Annotated in this window: 17 protein-coding genes; 14 read left to right on the top strand and 3 right to left on the bottom strand. The window is 56.3% G+C overall.

The window, feature by feature from the left end:
* Positions 1-7: 7 nt before the first annotated feature.
* The 12 genes from tap (at position 8) to BFV65_RS12665 (ending at position 12,375) form a co-directional block, all read left to right on the top strand.
* Positions 8-1,609: a methyl-accepting chemotaxis protein IV gene (gene tap, locus BFV65_RS12720; RefSeq protein ID WP_032624035.1), complete on the top strand. Its 1,602-nt coding sequence runs from the start codon at positions 8-10 to the stop codon at positions 1,607-1,609.
* A gap of 19 nt (positions 1,610-1,628) precedes the next feature.
* A complete protein-coding gene (gene cheR, locus BFV65_RS12715) occupies positions 1,629-2,495 on the top strand; it encodes a protein-glutamate O-methyltransferase CheR (protein WP_017384409.1) in 867 nt (288 codons plus the stop codon).
* On the top strand, positions 2,492-3,541 hold the full coding sequence (locus BFV65_RS12710) for a protein-glutamate methylesterase/protein-glutamine glutaminase (protein WP_014884341.1): 1,050 nt from the start codon (positions 2,492-2,494) through the stop codon (positions 3,539-3,541). The genes cheR and BFV65_RS12710 overlap by 4 nt, the downstream gene beginning before the upstream one ends.
* A gap of 17 nt (positions 3,542-3,558) precedes the next feature.
* Entirely contained in the window at positions 3,559-3,948 is a 390-nt protein-coding gene (gene cheY, locus BFV65_RS12705) for a chemotaxis response regulator CheY (RefSeq protein WP_000763862.1), read from the top strand.
* Between the two features lie 10 nt (positions 3,949-3,958).
* Positions 3,959-4,603 carry a protein phosphatase CheZ gene (gene cheZ, locus BFV65_RS12700; protein ID WP_022648501.1) on the top strand — a complete coding sequence of 215 codons (645 nt, stop codon included), beginning with the start codon at positions 3,959-3,961 and terminating at the stop codon, positions 4,601-4,603.
* 149 nt (positions 4,604-4,752) lie between these two features.
* Positions 4,753-5,901, top strand: coding sequence for a flagellar biosynthesis protein FlhB (gene flhB / locus BFV65_RS12695; RefSeq protein ID WP_022648500.1), 1,149 nt, complete (start codon positions 4,753-4,755; stop codon positions 5,899-5,901).
* Positions 5,894-7,972 (top strand): flagellar biosynthesis protein FlhA, encoded by a 2,079-nt coding sequence (flhA, locus tag BFV65_RS12690; protein WP_003859723.1) that lies wholly within the window; start codon positions 5,894-5,896, stop codon positions 7,970-7,972. Before flhB ends, flhA begins: the two co-directional genes overlap by 8 nt.
* Positions 7,972-8,364, top strand: a complete 393-nt coding sequence (gene flhE / locus BFV65_RS12685; protein WP_048966690.1) for a flagellar protein FlhE — start codon at positions 7,972-7,974, stop codon at positions 8,362-8,364. Before flhA ends, flhE begins: the two co-directional genes overlap by 1 nt.
* Before the next feature lie 261 nt (positions 8,365-8,625).
* Positions 8,626-10,209, top strand: a complete 1,584-nt coding sequence (locus tag BFV65_RS12680) for an MFS transporter (RefSeq protein ID WP_069596718.1) — start codon at positions 8,626-8,628, stop codon at positions 10,207-10,209.
* A gap of 4 nt (positions 10,210-10,213) precedes the next feature.
* A complete protein-coding gene (bglB, locus tag BFV65_RS12675) occupies positions 10,214-11,353 on the top strand; it encodes a beta-galactosidase BglB (RefSeq protein WP_069597104.1) in 1,140 nt (379 codons plus the stop codon).
* A gap of 245 nt (positions 11,354-11,598) precedes the next feature.
* Positions 11,599-11,889, top strand: coding sequence for a hypothetical protein (locus BFV65_RS12670; protein WP_022648496.1), 291 nt, complete (start codon positions 11,599-11,601; stop codon positions 11,887-11,889).
* Positions 11,890-11,934: 45 nt separating this feature from the next.
* Positions 11,935-12,375: a DUF3421 domain-containing protein gene (locus BFV65_RS12665; RefSeq protein ID WP_069596717.1), complete on the top strand. Its 441-nt coding sequence runs from the start codon at positions 11,935-11,937 to the stop codon at positions 12,373-12,375.
* A gap of 45 nt (positions 12,376-12,420) precedes the next feature.
* On the opposite strand, the gene argS is transcribed toward BFV65_RS12665, so the two are convergent.
* On the bottom strand, positions 12,421-14,154 hold the full coding sequence (gene argS / locus BFV65_RS12660) for an arginine--tRNA ligase (protein ID WP_022648494.1): 1,734 nt from the start codon (positions 14,152-14,154) through the stop codon (positions 12,421-12,423).
* Between the two features lie 238 nt (positions 14,155-14,392).
* Here argS and BFV65_RS12655 point away from each other — a divergent pair, with 238 nt between their 5' ends.
* Together BFV65_RS12655 and cutC are read left to right on the top strand one after the other, a co-directional pair.
* The gene (locus BFV65_RS12655; protein ID WP_069596716.1) at positions 14,393-14,953 is read left to right on the top strand and encodes a VOC family protein; all 561 of its coding nucleotides are present in this window, start codon (positions 14,393-14,395) and stop codon (positions 14,951-14,953) included.
* Between the two features lie 78 nt (positions 14,954-15,031).
* Positions 15,032-15,775 carry a copper homeostasis protein CutC gene (gene cutC, locus BFV65_RS12650; RefSeq protein WP_032622415.1) on the top strand — a complete coding sequence of 248 codons (744 nt, stop codon included), beginning with the start codon at positions 15,032-15,034 and terminating at the stop codon, positions 15,773-15,775.
* Positions 15,776-16,035: 260 nt separating this feature from the next.
* On the opposite strand, the gene cmoB is transcribed toward cutC, so the two are convergent.
* A complete protein-coding gene (gene cmoB, locus BFV65_RS12645) occupies positions 16,036-17,007 on the bottom strand; it encodes a tRNA 5-methoxyuridine(34)/uridine 5-oxyacetic acid(34) synthase CmoB (protein ID WP_015570275.1) in 972 nt (323 codons plus the stop codon).
* Positions 17,004-17,747, bottom strand: coding sequence for a carboxy-S-adenosyl-L-methionine synthase CmoA (gene cmoA, locus BFV65_RS12640; protein WP_003859735.1), 744 nt, complete (start codon positions 17,745-17,747; stop codon positions 17,004-17,006). Before cmoA ends, cmoB begins: the two co-directional genes overlap by 4 nt.
* Positions 17,748-17,787 lie beyond the last annotated feature (40 nt).

Here is a 17,787-nt window from a genome sequence, read left to right as displayed (position 1 = left end):
AGCGTGGATGTTAAATCGTATTCGTATCTCGACCACACTGTTTTTGATTCTGATCCTGTGTGGGGTTTTGCAGGTTGGCAGTAACGGGTTGTCTTTCTGGGCGTTTCGCGATGGCTATCAGAATTTGCAGGAAGTTGAGACGAGTAATCAGCAGCGCTCCGCACTGGCACAAACGCGTGCCGTGCTGTTGCAGGCAAGCACTGCGCTGAACAAAGCAGGGACGTTAACCGCGCTGAGCTATCCGCCGGATGATATTAAGGCGCTGATGGTCGTGGCCCGCAGCAGCCTGAAGCAGGCCGACGCGCAGTTTAAGGCGTTTACGGCGCAGGAGGCGGTGAGTGAGAAAGAGAAAACGCTGAAGGTCGCCATGAAAAAGACCTTTGATGTGTGGTACGGCGATCTCGACCATCAGGCGACGTGGCTGGAGAACAACCAGCTCTCTGACTTCCTGACCGCGCCGGTGCAGGCGTCTCAGGCGGCATTTGACGACAGCTTTAACGCATGGCAGCAGGATATTAACCAGTTTGTGGCGCGTGCCGGTGCGGACAGCCGTACCAGCTACCGCATGTCAGGGGTGATTTTCCTGACCATGGTGATCCTGGCCGCCCTGCTGACCGGCGGCTCGCTGTGGTGGTCGCGCAAAATGATCGTCCAGCCGCTGGCGATCGTCAGCAGCCACTTCGACAGTATGGCGAAGGGCGACCTGGCGCGTCCGGTGGCCGTGTATGGCAGGAATGAAATATCAGCGATTTTCGCCAGCCTGAAGGCGATGCAGAGTTCGCTGCGGGAAACCGTAAGCAACGTTCGTCAGGGCAGTTACGCCATGCATACCGGGATCTCCGAGATTGCGGCAGGCAATAACGATCTCTCATCCCGCACCGAACAGCAGGCGGCATCGCTGGCGCAGACGGCGGCCAGCATGGAGCAACTGACCGCGACGGTAAGCCAGAACGCCGATAACGCGCGTCAGGCGTCCGACTTGTCAAAACAGGCGGCGATGACGGCGAAACGTGGGGGCGACCAGGCTTCTCACGTCGCCAGCACGATGCAGCAGATTGCCGCCAGCTCGCAGAAAATTGGCGACATTATCAGCGTCATCGACGGTATCGCGTTCCAGACCAATATTCTGGCGCTGAACGCGGCCGTTGAAGCGGCGCGTGCCGGAGAGCAGGGGCGCGGGTTCGCGGTGGTTGCCGGTGAAGTCCGAAACCTCGCCAGTCGCAGCGCCAACGCGGCGAAAGAGATCAAAGGGCTGATAGAAGAGTCGGTCTCCCGCGTTCAGCAGGGCTCCGCGCTGGTGGATACCGCCGCGCAGACCATGCACGAGATTGTCACCTCCGTGACGCGGGTTAACGACATTATGGGCGAGATTGCCTCGGCGTCTGATGAACAACGCCGTGGTATTGAGCAGGTGGCGCAGGCCGTTACACAGATGGATCAGGTTACGCAGCAGAACGCCTCACTGGTGGAAGAGGCGGCGGCGGCTACCGATCAGCTGGCAAACCAGGCGGATCACCTTACCGGGTTGGTCGCCGTATTTAATGTGAAAGAGCACGTTGAAGCAGTAACAGAAGTCGGACGGTCACAGGCCGTGCCCGTTGTATCCTGAATGTGATTGAGAAGGCGCTATGACATCACCCATGCCCTCAGGGCAAACGTCATTATTGTTGCAGATGACACAGCGCCTCGCGCTGTCCGACGCGCATTTTCGTCGGATATGTCAGTTAATCTACCAGCGTGCGGGGATCGTGCTTGCGGACCATAAGCGAGACATGGTCTACAACCGGCTGGTGCGGCGCTTGCGCACGCTGGGGCTGGATGATTTTGGCCGCTATCTGAGCATGCTCGAAGCGAACCAGAACAGCGCCGAATGGCAGGCATTTATCAACTCATTAACCACCAACCTGACCGCGTTTTTCCGCGAGGCGCATCACTTCCCGGTGCTGGCGGAACACGCCCGTCGCCGTAGCGGAGAGTATCGCGTCTGGAGCGCGGCAGCCTCTACCGGGGAAGAGCCGTACTCGCTGGCCATCACCCTTGCAGACACCCTGGGAATGGCGCCGGGCCGCTGGAAAGTGTACGCCAGCGACATCGACACCGAAGTGCTGGAAAAAGCCCGTAACGGCGTTTATCGCCAGGATGAACTAAAAACGCTGTCTCCTCAGCAGCTACAGCGTTACTTCATGCGCGGTACCGGCCCGCATGAAGGACTGGTGCGCGTACGCCAGGAGCTGGCGAACTGCGTGGAATTCGCCCCCGTTAATTTACTGGATAAGCAGTACAACGTGCCGGGGCCATTCGACGCCATTTTTTGCCGTAACGTGATGATCTATTTTGATAAAACGACGCAACAGGACATTCTGCGTCGCTTTGTTCCGTTGCTCAAGCCTGACGGTTTACTGTTTGCCGGGCACTCGGAAAACTTCAGCAACCTCGTGCGTGAGTTTAGCCTGCGTGGGCAAACGGTTTATGCGCTGAGTAAGGAAAAAGCATGAGTAAAATCAGGGTATTGTCTGTCGATGATTCTGCGCTGATGCGTCAGATTATGACCGAAATCATCAATAGCCACAGCGATATGGAGATGGTGGCAACAGCGCCCGATCCGCTGGTCGCGCGGGATTTAATCAAAAAATATAACCCCGACGTGCTGACGCTGGATGTCGAAATGCCACGCATGGATGGCATCGATTTCCTGGAAAAATTAATGCGCCTGCGCCCGATGCCGGTGGTGATGGTCTCTTCCCTGACCGGGAAAGGCTCGGAGATAACCCTGCGCGCGCTGGAGCTGGGGGCGGTGGATTTTGTCACCAAGCCGCAGCTCGGCATTCGCGAGGGGATGCTGGCGTACAGCGAGATGATCGCCGAGAAAATCCGTACCGCGTCGCGCGCAAAACTGGCGGCCCACAAGCCGATGGCCGCGCCGGCAACCCTGAAGGCCGGACCGTTACTCAGCTCGGAAAAACTGCTGGTCATTGGGGCGTCAACCGGAGGAACAGAGGCAATTCGCCATGTACTCCAGCCATTGCCGCTCTCAAGCCCGGGTATCCTGATTACGCAACATATGCCGCCGGGCTTTACCCGCTCATTCGCGGAGCGCCTGAATAAGCTGTGCCAGATCAGTGTGAAAGAGGCGGAAGACGGCGAGCGCGTGCTGCCAGGTCACGCGTATATCGCCCCGGGTGACAAACATATGGAGCTGGCGCGCAGCGGGGCGAACTATCAAATCAAAATTCATGACGGGCCGCCGGTTAACCGGCACCGTCCGTCGGTGGATGTGCTGTTTCATTCGGTGGCGAAACATGCGGGGCGCAACGCCGTGGGGGTGATCCTGACGGGGATGGGCAACGACGGCGCCGCCGGAATGCTCGCGATGCACCAGGCTGGCGCCTGGACGATTGCGCAGAATGAAGCAAGTTGTGTGGTGTTCGGCATGCCGCGCGAGGCCATCAATATGGGTGGCGTAAGCGAAGTGGTCGATCTTAGCCAGGTAAGCCAGCAGATGCTGGCGAAAATCAGTGCCGGACAGGCAATACGTATTTGACTCAGGAGTATTATTTTATGGCGGATAAAGAGCTTAAGTTTTTGGTTGTGGATGACTTTTCCACCATGCGTCGCATTGTGCGCAACCTGCTAAAAGAGCTAGGCTTCAACAACGTTGAAGAAGCAGAAGACGGGGTGGATGCGCTGAACAAGCTGCAGGCTGGCGGGTTTGGTTTTGTGATTTCCGACTGGAACATGCCGAACATGGACGGTCTCGAACTGCTGAAAACCATCCGCGCGGATGCAGGCATGGCCTCTCTGCCGGTGCTGATGGTGACCGCAGAAGCGAAGAAAGAGAACATTATTGCCGCTGCACAGGCGGGCGCAAGCGGCTACGTGGTGAAGCCATTCACCGCGGCGACTCTGGAAGAGAAGCTCGGGAAGATCTTCGAGAAACTCGGCATGTGAGGTGATGGAAATGTTGCAACCTGCTATGAAACCCGTTGAAGAACATTCGCCGAGCGACATTATTGCCCGTATTGGTAGCCTGACCCGCATGCTGCGCGACAGCCTCCGTGAGCTGGGGCTGGACCAGGCTATCGCCGAAGCGGCGGAAGCCATCCCCGACGCGCGCGACCGTCTGGACTACGTGGTGCAGATGACCGCGCAGGCGGCCGAGCGAGCGCTGAACAGCGTTGAGGCGTCACAGCCGCACCAGGATGCGATGGAGAAGGGGGCGAAAGCGCTGACCCAACGCTGGGATGAGTGGTTTGAGAACCCCATTGAGCTGGCGGATGCCCGCGAACTGGTAACGGACACCCGTCAGTTCCTGGGCGATGTGCCAGGGCACACCAGCTTCACCAATGCGCAACTGCTGGACATCATGATGGCGCAGGATTTCCAGGACCTCACCGGCCAGGTGATCAAGCGCATGATGGATGTGATTCAGGAGATTGAACGTCAGCTGTTGATGGTGCTGCTGGAAAATATTCCGGAACCGGCTGCCCGTCCGAAACGCGAGAACGAAAGCCTGCTCAATGGTCCACAGCTTGACACCAGTAAAGCGGGCGTGGTGGCAAGCCAGGATCAGGTGGACGATCTGCTGGACAGTCTTGGTTTCTGATTGCCCTTCTGCCTCAGGCTGTGAACGCGGCCTGAGGTTGTTCAGAACAAAAACAGCGAAAAGAGCCCGAATAAACGGGCTTTTCCCGCCATTGGATTTTCTCTGCGCTGGCATGATACCCGTGAATTAATGGGCTGCGAGCAGGCACAGTGGCAGAAGAGAACGACGACAAAACAGAAGCCCCCACACCCCACCGACTTGAAAAAGCCCGTGAGGATGGGCAGATCCCCCGATCCCGAGAGCTGACCTCCCTGCTGATCCTGGTGGTGGGCGTCTGCATAATCTGGTGGGGCGGGGAGATGCTTGCCCGCAGACTGGCGGGAATGCTCTCTGCTGGCTTACGTTTTGATCACAGCATGGTCAATGACCCCAATCTGATCCTCATTCAGATCATCAACCTGGTAAAAAGCGCCATGATCGCTCTGCTGCCGTTGATTGCCGGGGTGGTCATCGTGGCTCTTGTTTCGCCGGTCATGCTCGGTGGCCTGGTGTTCAGCGGTAAATCGCTGCAACCAAAATTCTCCAAGCTCAACCCGCTACCCGGTATTGCGAAAATGTTTTCAGCTCAAACCGGGGCTGAGCTTCTTAAAGCGATCCTGAAATCGCTTCTTATGGGCAGTGCTGCCGGGTTTTTTCTGTGGCACCACTGGCCGGAGATGATGCGTCTGATCAGTGAATCCCCCATGACGGCGATGAAGAATGCCCTGAACCTGGTCGGATTAGGCTCGCTGCTGGTGGTTCTCAGCATTATTCCGATGGTGGCGTTCGACGTTATCTTCCAGATCTTTTCCCATATCAAGAAGCTGCGAATGTCGCGTCAGGATATTCGCGATGAATATAAACAGATGGAAGGCGACCCGCACGTCAAGGGCCGTATCCGCCAGATGCAACGTGCTGCCGCGCGTCGTCGCATGATGGAAGATGTGCCGAAAGCCGATGTGATTGTCACTAACCCGACCCACTACTCCGTGGCGCTTCAGTACGACGAAAACAAAATGAGCGCACCGAAAGTGGTGGCGAAAGGGGCCGGGCTAATTGCGCTGCGCATTCGTGAGATCGCGACGGAAAACCGCGTACCGATCCTTGAAGCACCGCCATTAGCCCGTGCGCTGTATCGCCACGCGGAAATTGGACAACAGATCCCGGGCCAGCTCTACGCCGCTGTCGCAGAGGTGCTGGCCTGGGTGTGGCAACTGAAACGCTGGCGTTTAGCGGGCGGTCAACGACCTGTAAAACCTGAGAACCTTCCGGTGCCTGAAGCACTGGATTTTTTGAACGAGAAGGACACTGATGGCTAATCTGGTGGCAATGTTGCGCCTGCCCGGCAACCTGAAATCGACGCAATGGCAGATCCTTGCCGGACCGATTCTGATCCTGCTAATTCTGTCGATGATGGTGCTGCCGTTACCGGCATTTATCCTCGACCTGCTTTTCACCTTTAACATTGCGTTGTCCATCATGGTGCTGCTGGTGGCGATGTTCACCCAGCGCACGCTGGAGTTCGCCGCGTTTCCAACGATCCTGCTGTTCACTACGCTGCTGCGCCTCGCGCTGAACGTTGCCTCCACGCGTATCATCCTGATGGAAGGGCACACCGGCGCGGCGGCGGCGGGCAAGGTGGTCGAAGCCTTCGGTCACTTCCTGGTGGGCGGCAACTTCGCCATCGGTATCGTGGTGTTCGTCATTCTGGTGATTATCAACTTCATGGTTATCACTAAAGGGGCGGGGCGTATCGCAGAAGTGGGCGCGCGCTTCGTGCTCGACGGGATGCCGGGCAAGCAGATGGCAATCGACGCCGACCTGAATGCCGGGCTGATTGCGGAAGATGAAGCAAAAAAACGCCGTGCCGAAGTGACCCAGGAGGCAGATTTCTACGGCTCCATGGACGGTGCGAGTAAGTTTGTGCGCGGTGACGCCATCGCGGGCATTCTGATCATGGTGATTAACGTCGTCGGCGGCCTGCTGGTCGGCGTGCTGCAACACGGCATGGACATGGGCCACGCAGCGGAAAGCTATACGCTGCTGACCATTGGTGATGGTCTGGTGGCGCAGATCCCGGCACTGGTGATCTCCACCGCGGCGGGCGTAATTGTGACCCGCGTCAGCACCGATCAGGATGTAGGCGAGCAGATGGTGGGGCAGTTGTTCAGCAACCCGCGCGTTATGCTGCTCTCCGCGGCGGTACTGGGCCTGCTCGGTATGGTGCCGGGCATGCCAAACCTGGTATTCCTGCTGTTCACTGCCGCGCTGCTGGGCCTTGCCTGGTGGATGCGTGGCCGCGAAACTCAGCCTAAGGCAGAGCCAGCGCCGGTCAAAATGCCTGAGAACACCCAGGCGGTGGAAGCCACCTGGAACGACGTTCAGCTCGAAGATTCGCTGGGGATGGAAGTGGGGTACCGCCTGATCCCGATGGTGGATTTCCAGCAGGATGGCGAACTGCTTGGCCGTATCCGCAGCATTCGTAAAAAATTCGCCCAGGACATGGGCTTCCTGCCGCCGGTGGTGCATATCCGGGACAATATGGATCTCCCGCCCGCACGCTACCGCATCCTGATGAAAGGGGTGGAAATCGGCAGCGGTGATGCGTACCCCGGCCGCTGGCTGGCGATTAACCCTGGCACGGCCGCTGGCACGTTGCCGGGTGAGCAGACGACCGACCCGGCCTTTGGTCTGGCGGCCATCTGGATTGAGAGCGCCCTGAAAGAGCAGGCGCAGATCCAGGGTTACACGGTTGTTGAGGCCAGTACCGTGGTCGCGACGCACCTCAACCATCTGATTGGCCAGTTCTCCGCGGAACTGTTTGGACGTCAGGAGGCGCAGCAGCTGCTTGACCGCGTAACGCAGGAGATGCCGAAGCTGACCGAAGATTTGGTGCCGGGCGTGCTGACCTTAACCACCCTGCACAAAGTGCTGCAAAATCTGCTCGATGAGAAGGTGCCGATCCGCGATATGCGCACCATTCTGGAAACACTGGCCGAGCATGCGCCGCTCCAGAGCGATCCACATGAGCTGACGGCGGTGGTGCGCGTGGCGCTCGGGCGCGCCATAACCCAGCAATGGTTCCCGGGAACCGGCGAAGTGCAGGTGATTGGCCTGGACACGCCGCTGGAACGTCTGCTGCTTCAGGCCCTACAGGGCGGTGGCGGGCTGGAGCCGGGTCTGGCGGACAGATTGCTGGCGCAAACCCAGGAGGCGCTGGCGCGTCAGGAGATGCTGGGCGCGCCGCCGGTGCTGCTGGTGAATCATGCGCTGCGTCCGTTGCTGTCGCGCTTCCTGCGCCGGAGCCTGAACCAGCTGGTGGTGCTGTCGAATATGGAGCTGTCCGATAACCGCAATATTCGCATGACGGCGACCATAGGAGGGAAATAATGCGTAAGTGGCTGTGGATCTTATTTTTCCCGCTGGCGGTGCAGGCCGCAGGCGAGGGGGCATGGCAGGCCAGCAGTATCGGCTTAACGCTCAACCATCGGGGGGAGTCGATCTCCTCCCGTCCGCTGTCAGCCTCTGAGCCCGTCTCCGGGCAGATGACGCTGGTGGCCTGGAATTACACCCTGACGGGACCCACACCGGCCGGGTTGCGGGTGCGGCTGTGCTCGCTGACCCGCTGCGCGGAAATCGAGGGCCAAAGTGGCATCACCCAGGCCTTCAACGGGGTGTCTGCTCAGGAACCTTTACGCTTTATCTGGGAAGTGCCAGGCGGTGGACGTCTGATCCCGGCGCTGAAGGTTCAGCGCAACGAGGTGCTCGTCAACTACCGCTAACTGCCCGCCTTTTCGCCAGTCTTCAGGCATTTCTGAAGGCTGGCTCGCAAAATTGACCTTCCCTTTTGATACAAAAGAAACGCTGTTTTATAAATCAGTGACACGCGTATTGACACTCTTTGCATTTTTGCCATTCACCACCCTGTGATGGCAGAAACAGAAAGGTTTCACCAGGTCGATACTTTTACTGTAGCCGTGTAAAAACTCCCGGACGAGGTTTGCTTACAGGGAGTCTCCCAAAACTGATTAGGGTTGACGGCAATGAAAACACGTAAAATTGGACTCGCAAATTATCTTGCTTACGGTTCAGGGGACTTCCTCGGAGCGGGGACTACCGCCCTGACGGCCGCCTGGCTTTTGTATTTTTATACGACCTTCTGTGGACTCACACCGATTGAAGCAACCTTTATCTTCGCCGCCGCAAGGGTGCTGGATGCGGTTGTCAGTCCGTTAATGGGCTTTTTAACCGATAATTTTGGTACCACCTGGCTGGGTAAGCGTTTTGGCCGGCGTAAGTTCTTCATCCTGCTCGGTATTCCCTGCGTTTTCAGCTACTCGCTGATGTGGGTAGGGGACATGAGTTTCTGGTATTACCTGCTGACGTATCTGATCTTTGATATTGTTTACACCATGATTCTGGTGCCGTATGAAACGCTGGTGCCGGAAATGACTGACGATTTCAAACAAAAAACCAAATTCTCCGGGGCGCGTATCTCCATGGCCCAGATGTCCGCCATTTTGGCCTCCTTCCTGCCGGGGATCCTGCTCACGCATTTCGGCAAAGACAACGCGATCTCCTTCTTCTATGCAAGCCTGGTCTTCTCCGTACTTTGCGCGCTGATGCTTACTTTCGTCTGGTTCTTCACCTGGGAGCGTCCGCGGGAAGAGTGGTCTGAAGCAGCCCTGCGCGCTGAAGAAGAGAAGAAAAAGCTGACCCTGGGACAGAGCCTGAACCGTCTTTTTGTCGAATTAAGTTCGACGCTGCGTATCAAGATTTTCCGCCAGCATCTGGGCATGTATCTCGGCGGCTATATTGCCCAGGATGTGTTCAACGCCGTATTCACCTATTACGTGGTGTTTGTGCTGATGCAGGAAGCATCCATGGCGTCCAACCTGCTGGGCACGATGGCCATCTTCCAGTTCCTCGCCGTGATTGGCATGATCCCGCTGTGCATTCGCTTCGGACCTGCGCCGTCTTACCGCATGGTGGTCGTGCTGTTTGGCCTGGCCTCGCTCTCTTACGCGGTGCTTTATTACGCGGGCCTGAGCGACGTTTACGCTCTGCTGCTGCTGATCTCTGCGGTTGCCGGTCTTGGCCGCGGGGGTATCAACTACGTACCGTGGAATACCTACACCTACATTGCTGACGTGGACGAAGTGATCACCGGTCAGCGTCGCGAAGGGATCTTCGCGGGCATCATGACGCTGACCCGTAAAGCGTCCCAGGCCGGTGCGGTAATGCTGGTGGGGATCGTGATGCAGATGTCTGGCTTTGTCAGCGGTCAAAAAGTGCAGCCTGCGGAAGTGAGCCACACTATCCTGATGATCCTGAGCGTCGGCACCATTCTGGTACTGTTCTGCGGCTTCCTGGTCTCCCTGCGCTTCAAACTCAATTTGCAGACCCACTGCACCCTGCGTGAAGAGACCGCGAAAATGCGCGAGTCCGGCCATGCGATGCCGGAGGCGGCGACCCCGCAGGCCCGCGCCACCGTGGAGATGCTGGCCGGTATGCCGTATGAATCCCTGTGGGGCAACAACAATATCGGTTACCTGAATCGCAACAAGCCGGCGGCCCCTTCACTGAAGGATCGTGCGGTACTGAATTCGACATACAACAGAGGTTAAGATGATGAAAGTTTGGCCTGTCAAACATAGCCCGTTACTGCGTCAGCCTGAGCGCTTTATCGCCAGGGATGAACTGAAATCGCTGATTCAAAAGGTGACGCATAATCTGGTCAATATCCACGACAAAACGGGTGAGTTTTTGCTGCGGCTGGACGACGGGCGCGTGATCGACACCAAAGGCTGGGCCGGATGGGAATGGACGCACGGCGTTGGTTTGTACGGTATCTGGCAGTATTACTGCCAGACCGGTGACGCAGGCATGCGCGAGATTATCGACAGCTGGTTTACTGACCGTTTCGCAGAAGGCGCAACCACCAAAAACGTGAATACCATGTCGCCGTTCCTGACGCTGGCGTATCGCTACGAAGAGACCAAAAACCCGGCCTGGCTGCCGTGGCTGGAAAGCTGGGCGGAGTGGGCGATGAATGAGATGCCGCGCACCGAACATGGCGGCATGCAGCACATCACACTGGCGGAAGAGAACCATCAGCAGATGTGGGATGACACGCTGATGATGACGGTGCTGCCGCTGGCGAAAATCGGCAAACTGCTTAACAAGCCGGAGTACGTCGAGGAGGCGATCTATCAGTTCCTGCTCCACGTACAGAACCTGATGGATCGTGAGACGGGGCTGTGGTTCCACGGCTGGAATTACGACGGCAATCACAACTTTGCCCGGGCCCGCTGGGCGCGCGGCAACAGCTGGTTGACCATCGTGATCCCGGATTTCCTCGAACTGGTGGATCTGCCAGAAAACAACGCCGTTCGTCGCTATCTGGTGCAGGTGCTAAATGCGCAGATCGCCGCACTGGCAAAATGTCAGGATGAGAGTGGATTGTGGCATACGCTGCTGGACGATCCTGATTCTTATCTGGAGGCGTCGGCCACGGCAGGGTTTGCCTACGGCATTCTGAAAGCCGTGCGCAAGCGGTATGTCGGCGCAGAGTATGCAGAGGTGGCGGAGAAAGCGATCTGCGGTATCGTGCAAAACATCTCGCAGGAAGGGGAACTGCTGCAAACGTCCTTCGGGACGGGGATGGGCAGCGATCTGGCGTTTTACCGCCAGATACCGCTGACCTCGATGCCGTATGGCCAGGCAATGGCGATTCTGTGTCTGACGGAATATTTGCGGAAATATTTTTAATACCTGAATAATAATCTCATTACTGCAAAGCCTCTTTTAGAAGAGGCTTTTTTTTATAATGGCACCGGGAAAATACCTTACGCTATCTATATCAGGCGTGTTATATATTGATGGGGTGAATACTAGGCTGGAAATACATTACGCTTAGTATTAAATCGTGATTTTCTTCACAAAACACAATCCGTATTTATCCTATTTTTTATCTGCGTTAAGATTCTTCTAATATTCATACAAGGAGTGATGCAATGGAAAATACAATGGGCGGTATTATCGTTAACCCTGCTGTAAATATGCATGCCGATAAAATGTCTGATGAACATATCAATATGTTCGACACGGTTTTCAAGGATATTGATGGTGCGGGTTATTTCCCACTACTGTATGTCGGAAGCCAACTGGTGGCTGGCCAGTTCCATACCTTTATTGCGCTTCGCCGTTTTATCCATGCAGAAGGCCCGGAAAAATCACTGGTTAAGGTGATTATTTTTCAAAGCCTGAATAATGACTTTGCCATTCATTCAATTTCTGAGTTTTAATGATTTTAACTACGGATAATTATTTAGACTGAAAAGGACATCATTATGTGGAAATCAGCGAAAAGAGATGAGTTTATCCCATTGGACGCGCCTGTAGCAGGTTATGAAATAGGTGTACCTGGTATCAAAGGACCATCTCCATTGTTTATTATTCGCGCAAAAGTGAATGGTGGGATTCATCCGGGGAAATGGGTGTTCGGCAATACGGCATGGGTCCCATGGGGAGGAAGAGAGCACTTTTGTAATGAATTTGAAGTTTACGTGGGCGCTTTAAAATGGGTAGACGTTAAGGATAAACATTTCCCACCGAATATGGTTGAGGCGGGACATGAAGCCAATGGCACTAAGCTCTACGTTGCCCGTGCAAAATTCGATAACGGTCTCTTTGTGGGTAAAGCTGGAAGTCACCTCAGCAGAGGTTGCTGCATCGGCTATAACGGCAGAGAGTATGAATTAGATACCTTCCAGGTACTCGTTTACGACTGATGGCGTTCATTTATAAAAAAACCCGGCAACCGCCGGGTTTCTTTTTTACATACGTTCTATGGTTTCGATACCCAGGGTATCCAGACCCAGTTTCAGGGTCTTCGCCGTCAGCTGCGCCAGCTTCAGGCGGCTGTTACGCACCGCTTCGCTCTCGGCGGTCAGGATAGGGCAGTGTTCGTAGAAGCCAGAGAACAGACCGGCCAGATCGTAAAGGTAAGCACACATAACGTGCGGCGTACCGTCGCGCGCGACCACAGAGAGCGTCTCTTCGAACTGAAGCAGGCGGGCAGCCAGCTGTGCTTCACGGTCTTCGGTAAGGGTCACCGTGGCGTTCGCCAGCACGCTTTCGTCAATACTGGCTTTACGGAAGACGGAGAGTACGCGGGTGTAAGCGTACTGCATGTATGGCGCCGTGTTGCCTTCAAACGCCAGCATGTTGTCCCAGTCGAAGATATAGTCGGTGGTACGGTTCTTGGAGAGATCCGCGTATTTTACCGCACCGATCCCAACCGCGTTAGCCAGTTTCTCCAGCTCGTCAGCAGGCATATCCGGGTTCTTCTCGGCCACCAGGCGACGGGCGCGCTCCAGCGCTTCATCCAGCAGATCGGAGAGCTTCACGGTGCCGCCTGCACGGGTTTTGAACGGCTTACCGTCTTTACCCAGCATCATGCCGAACATGTGGTGTTCCAGCGGCACGGAATCCGGCACATAACCCGCTTTACGCACGATAGTCCACGCCTGCATCAGGTGCTGGTGCTGACGGGAGTCGATGTAATACAGCACGCGGTCTGCATGCAGGGTTTCGTAACGGTATTTCGCACAGGCGATATCGGTGGTGGTGTAGAGATAGCCGCCATCCTTTTTCTGGACGATCACGCCCATCGGTTCCCCTTCCTTGTTTTTATACTCATCAAGGAATACTACCGTTGCGCCTTCGCTTTCCACCGCCAGGTTTTTGGCTTTCAGGTCCGCCACAATGCCCGGCAGCATCGGGTTATACAGGCTTTCACCCATTACGTCGTCGCGGGTCAGGGTCACGTTCAGACGGTTATAGGTAAGCTGGTTCTGGGACATGGTGATGTCCACCAGCTTGCGCCACATCTCGAGGAAGTACGGATCGCCGCCTTGAAGTTTCACCACGTAGCTGCGCGCGCGCTCGGCAAAGGCTTCGTCTTCGTCGTAGTGTTTTTTGGCTTCACGGTAGAAACCTTCCAGGTCTGCCAGCGCCATTTCGCCTGCGTTTTCCTGCTGCTGTTTTTCCAGATATGCGATCAGCATACCGAACTGCGTGCCCCAGTCGCCTACGTGGTTAGCGCGGATCACCTTGTGACCGAGGAACTCCAGGGTACGCACGGCCGCATCACCGATAATGGTGGAGCGCAGGTGACCGACGTGCATCTCCTTCGCCACGTTTGGCGCGGAGTAGTCAACCACCACGGTCTGCGCTTCTGGCTGAGCCACGCCCAGACGGTCAGATTTCAGCGCCGCGTCAACGTGGCTTGCCAGGAACGCAGGCTCAAGGAAAATGTTGATAAAGCCCGGACCGGCGATTTCGGTTTTGCTGGCGATGCCGTTGAGATCCAGATGCGTCAGTACCTGCTCAGCGAGCTGTCGCGGCGGCATGCCCAGTTTTTTAGCCACTGCCATCACGCCATTAGCCTGATAGTCGCCAAACTGTACTTTCGCTGACTGACGAACCTGTGGTTCGCAATCCGCAGGCGCACCTGCGGCAATCAGTGCCTGACTGACTTTTTCTGAGAGAAGAGCCTGAATATTCACCTGGATACCTTACGTTTTTGATGCGGGTAAAAAACACCCACGCCAGTTTAAGAATTTAGGGCGGGAGTATACTGCAAATGGCCTCGGGCGTCAGCCCTGCGGGGGGCGAAGATCGCTCAGAATCCAGGCGAAGACGGTATGCATAATCATGCAGTCAAAAAAACCGTGATTCTGCGGTTGGTCGACAGAGATCAACAGAGTAAATTAGCGGCTTTGCGACACGAAACGAGACTGACCTATGGCGAACTGGCACACCATTGACGAACTGCATGATATTTCCGCAGATTTACCGCGCTTCACCCAGGCGTTCACAGAACTTGCCACCCGTCTCGGGCTGGATATCGCGCCGCTTGAGGCCGATCACATCTCTTTGCGCTGCCACCAGAATGCCACCGCAGAACGCTGGCGGCGTGGCTTTGAACAGTGTGGTGAACTGCTGTCAGAGAATATCATTAACGGTCGCCCGATTTGCCTGTTCAAACTTCACGCGCCGGTTACGGTGGCGCACTGGCAATTCACCGTTGTGGAACTGCCCTTGCCAGGAGAGAAGCGTTATCCGCACGAAGGCTGGGAGCATATCGAAATTGTTCTGCCTGGGGAGCCCGAGACGCTGAACGCCCGTGCGCTGGCGCTGCTTTCCGACGAGGGGTTAAGCCAGCCGGGTATTTTCGTCAAAACCAGCTCGCCAAAAGGTGAGCGCGAACGCCTACCGAACCCTACGCTTGCCGTAACGGACGGCAGCGTGACGGTGAAATTCCATCCCTGGACTATTGAGCAGATCGTCGCCAGCGAAGCGTAAGCACTGTGAGCGTCGATCCAGACACGAATCGGGCAACGTGCCACGATGGTACGTTGAGTGAAATTTAAGGAGGATGACATGGCGCTGCTGGAAATTTGTTGTTACAGCGTGGAGTGTGCCGTCACTGCGCAACGGCAGGGGGCCGATCGCATCGAGCTTTGCGCGGCACCGAAAGAAGGGGGATTAACCCCGTCCTTTGGCGTGCTGAAATCAGCCCGTCAGGCCATCACCATTCCGGTGCACCCGATTATTCGCCCGCGCGGCGGTGATTTTTGTTATACGGCGGGTGAGTTCAGTGCCATGCTTGAGGATATCGCCCTCGTCCGTGATTCCGGTTTTCCGGGCCTGGTGATCGGTGTGCTGGACGAAGACGGAAACATCGATCTTTCGCGTATGCGCCAGGTCATGCGTGCAGCCCAGGGAATGGCGGTCACTTTTCATCGTGCGTTCGATATGTGTCAGGATCCGATACAAGCCTTTGATACGCTGGCAGAACTGGGCGTGGCGCGCGTTCTGACGTCGGGCCAGCAGCCCTCGGCTGAAAAAGGACTGAAATTAATTACGGAACTAAAAGTACATTCCGGTGTTCCAATAATCATGGCGGGCGCAGGAGTACGCGCCAGCAATCTGGAACTGTTTTTAAACGCAGGGGTGGAAGAGCTACACAGCTCGGCGGGTAAATGGATACCTTCACCCATGCGTTATCGCAATACAGGGTTGTCAATGTCGACGGATGCTGAAGCGGATGAGTACTCGCGCTACGGTGTGGATGGAGAGTCGGTTGCGGAAATGAAATCGCTGATTGAACGTCATCACGTGTAGCAACGTACCGATTTTTACCGCGCATCATGTCGCCCAATATGATGCTTGCTTGTACCAGGCCCCTGCAAATTACACAGGGGCCTTTTTTTCTCCTTCATATTTCAAGCCGCAGCCGCGTTGGCCGCCTCGCTCACCCCGGTCACTTACTGATGTAAGCTCCCGGGGATTCGCTGCGTTGCCGCCTTGCTGCAACTTGAACTATTTTGGAGAAAACGTGCGACGCGTAGGCCGGGTAAGGCGCAGCCGCCACCCGGCACAAACTACGGCTTGGTCGCAATCAATACCGCACGCATCGGGGCCGGATAGCCTTCGATGGTTTTACTGTGATCGTCCGGGTCGAGGAACTGCTCCAGCGATTCGGTGATCATCCAGTCGGTGCGACGCTGTTCCTCAACCGACGTCACGCACACATCGGCGATGCGTACATCGACAAACCCACATTTCTCCAGCCAGTTCTTCAGCGCCAGCGCGGAAGGGATGAAGTAAACGTTGCGCATCTGCGCATAGCGATCGCCCGGCACCAGAACGGCATGTTCATCCCCTTCGATGACCAGCGTTTCCAGCACCAGCTCACCGCCGCTGACCAGCTGATCTTTCAGTTGCCAGAGATGCTCCAGCGGGGAACGACGGTGGTACAGCACGCCCATCGAGAACACGGTATCAAAGGCTTTCAGAGCAGGGAGTTGCTCGATGCCCAGCGGCAGCAGGTGCGCGCGCTGGTCGTTACCCAGCAGCTTTCGCACCGCTTCAAACTGGCACAGGAACAGCTGCATCGGATCGATACCGACGGCCAGATGCGCGCCTGCGCCGATCATGCGCCACATGTGATAGCCGCTACCGCAGCCCACGTCCAGAATGGTGCGCCCCGTCAGGTCGGATAAATGCGGCAGAACGCGATCCCATTTCCAGTCTGAGCGCCATTCGGTATTGATGTTCACGCCGTACAGCGAGAACGGCCCTTTGCGCCACGGCATCAGGTTACGCATCAGCGTTTCGATGCGGTTGATCTGCCCGGCCGGGAGCGGCTCTTCGCTCTCCGCCGTCACGCTGTGCAGTAAATCCAGACGATGAGGCGTCAGTTCAGGCAGAAACTCCACGGCGTTGGACCACTGCTTCAACAGACCATGCTGCTGATCGCGCTGCCAGGTGGCAATTTGCGCAGGCAGGGTTTCCAGCCAGTGGGAAAGGTGGTTTTTGGCAATCAGTTGATAGAAATTACCGAACTCGATCATGCTGCGTCTCCGGCTTTCAGCGCCACCAGAGAACCAAAGTTAAAGCACTGGAACCACAGTTCGCTGTGTTCAAATCCGGCTTTGCGCAGGCGCGCTTTGTGGGTTTCAACGGAATCCGTCAGCATGACGTTTTCAAGCATGCTGCGCTTCTGGCTGATCTCCAGCTCGCTGTAGCCGTTTGCACGCTTGAAATCATGGTGCATATTGAACAGCAATTCGCCCACGCTGGCGTCTTCAAAGCTGAATTTCTCAGACAACACCAGCGCGCCGCCCGGGTTCAGACCCTGATAAATTTTATCCAGCAACCGCTGACGATCGTCCGGCACCAGGAACTGAAGGGTAAAGTTCAGGACCACCATCGAGGCGTTCTGGATGTCGATATCGCGGATATCGCCTTCCACCACCTCCACAGGCGTAGGGGCTTTATACGCGTCAATGTGGCGACGGCAGCGTTCAACCATGGCCGGTGAGTTATCGACAGCCACAATCTTGCAGCCTTCGTGATGAACGTTACGACGAATGGACAGCGTTGCCGCTCCCAGCGAACAGCCCAGGTCATAGACCTGCGTGCCGGGTTGAACGAAACGCTCCGCCAGCATGCCGATCATGGAGATGATATTGGAATAACCGGGAACAGAGCGCTGGATCATATCCGGGAAGACTTCGGCTACCCGTTCATCAAAGGTCCAGTCGCCCAGGCTGGCGATAGGCGCGGAAAAAAGCGTGTCGCGATCTGACATAACGTAAAAATCCGGGAAAAATAAAGGGGCATATTGTGCG

This window comes from Enterobacter hormaechei subsp. hoffmannii, from assembly GCF_001729745.1.
Taxonomy (GTDB): Bacteria; Pseudomonadota; Gammaproteobacteria; order Enterobacterales; family Enterobacteriaceae; genus Enterobacter; species Enterobacter intestinihominis.
This window is presented reverse-complemented; position numbering and strand designations above follow the sequence as displayed.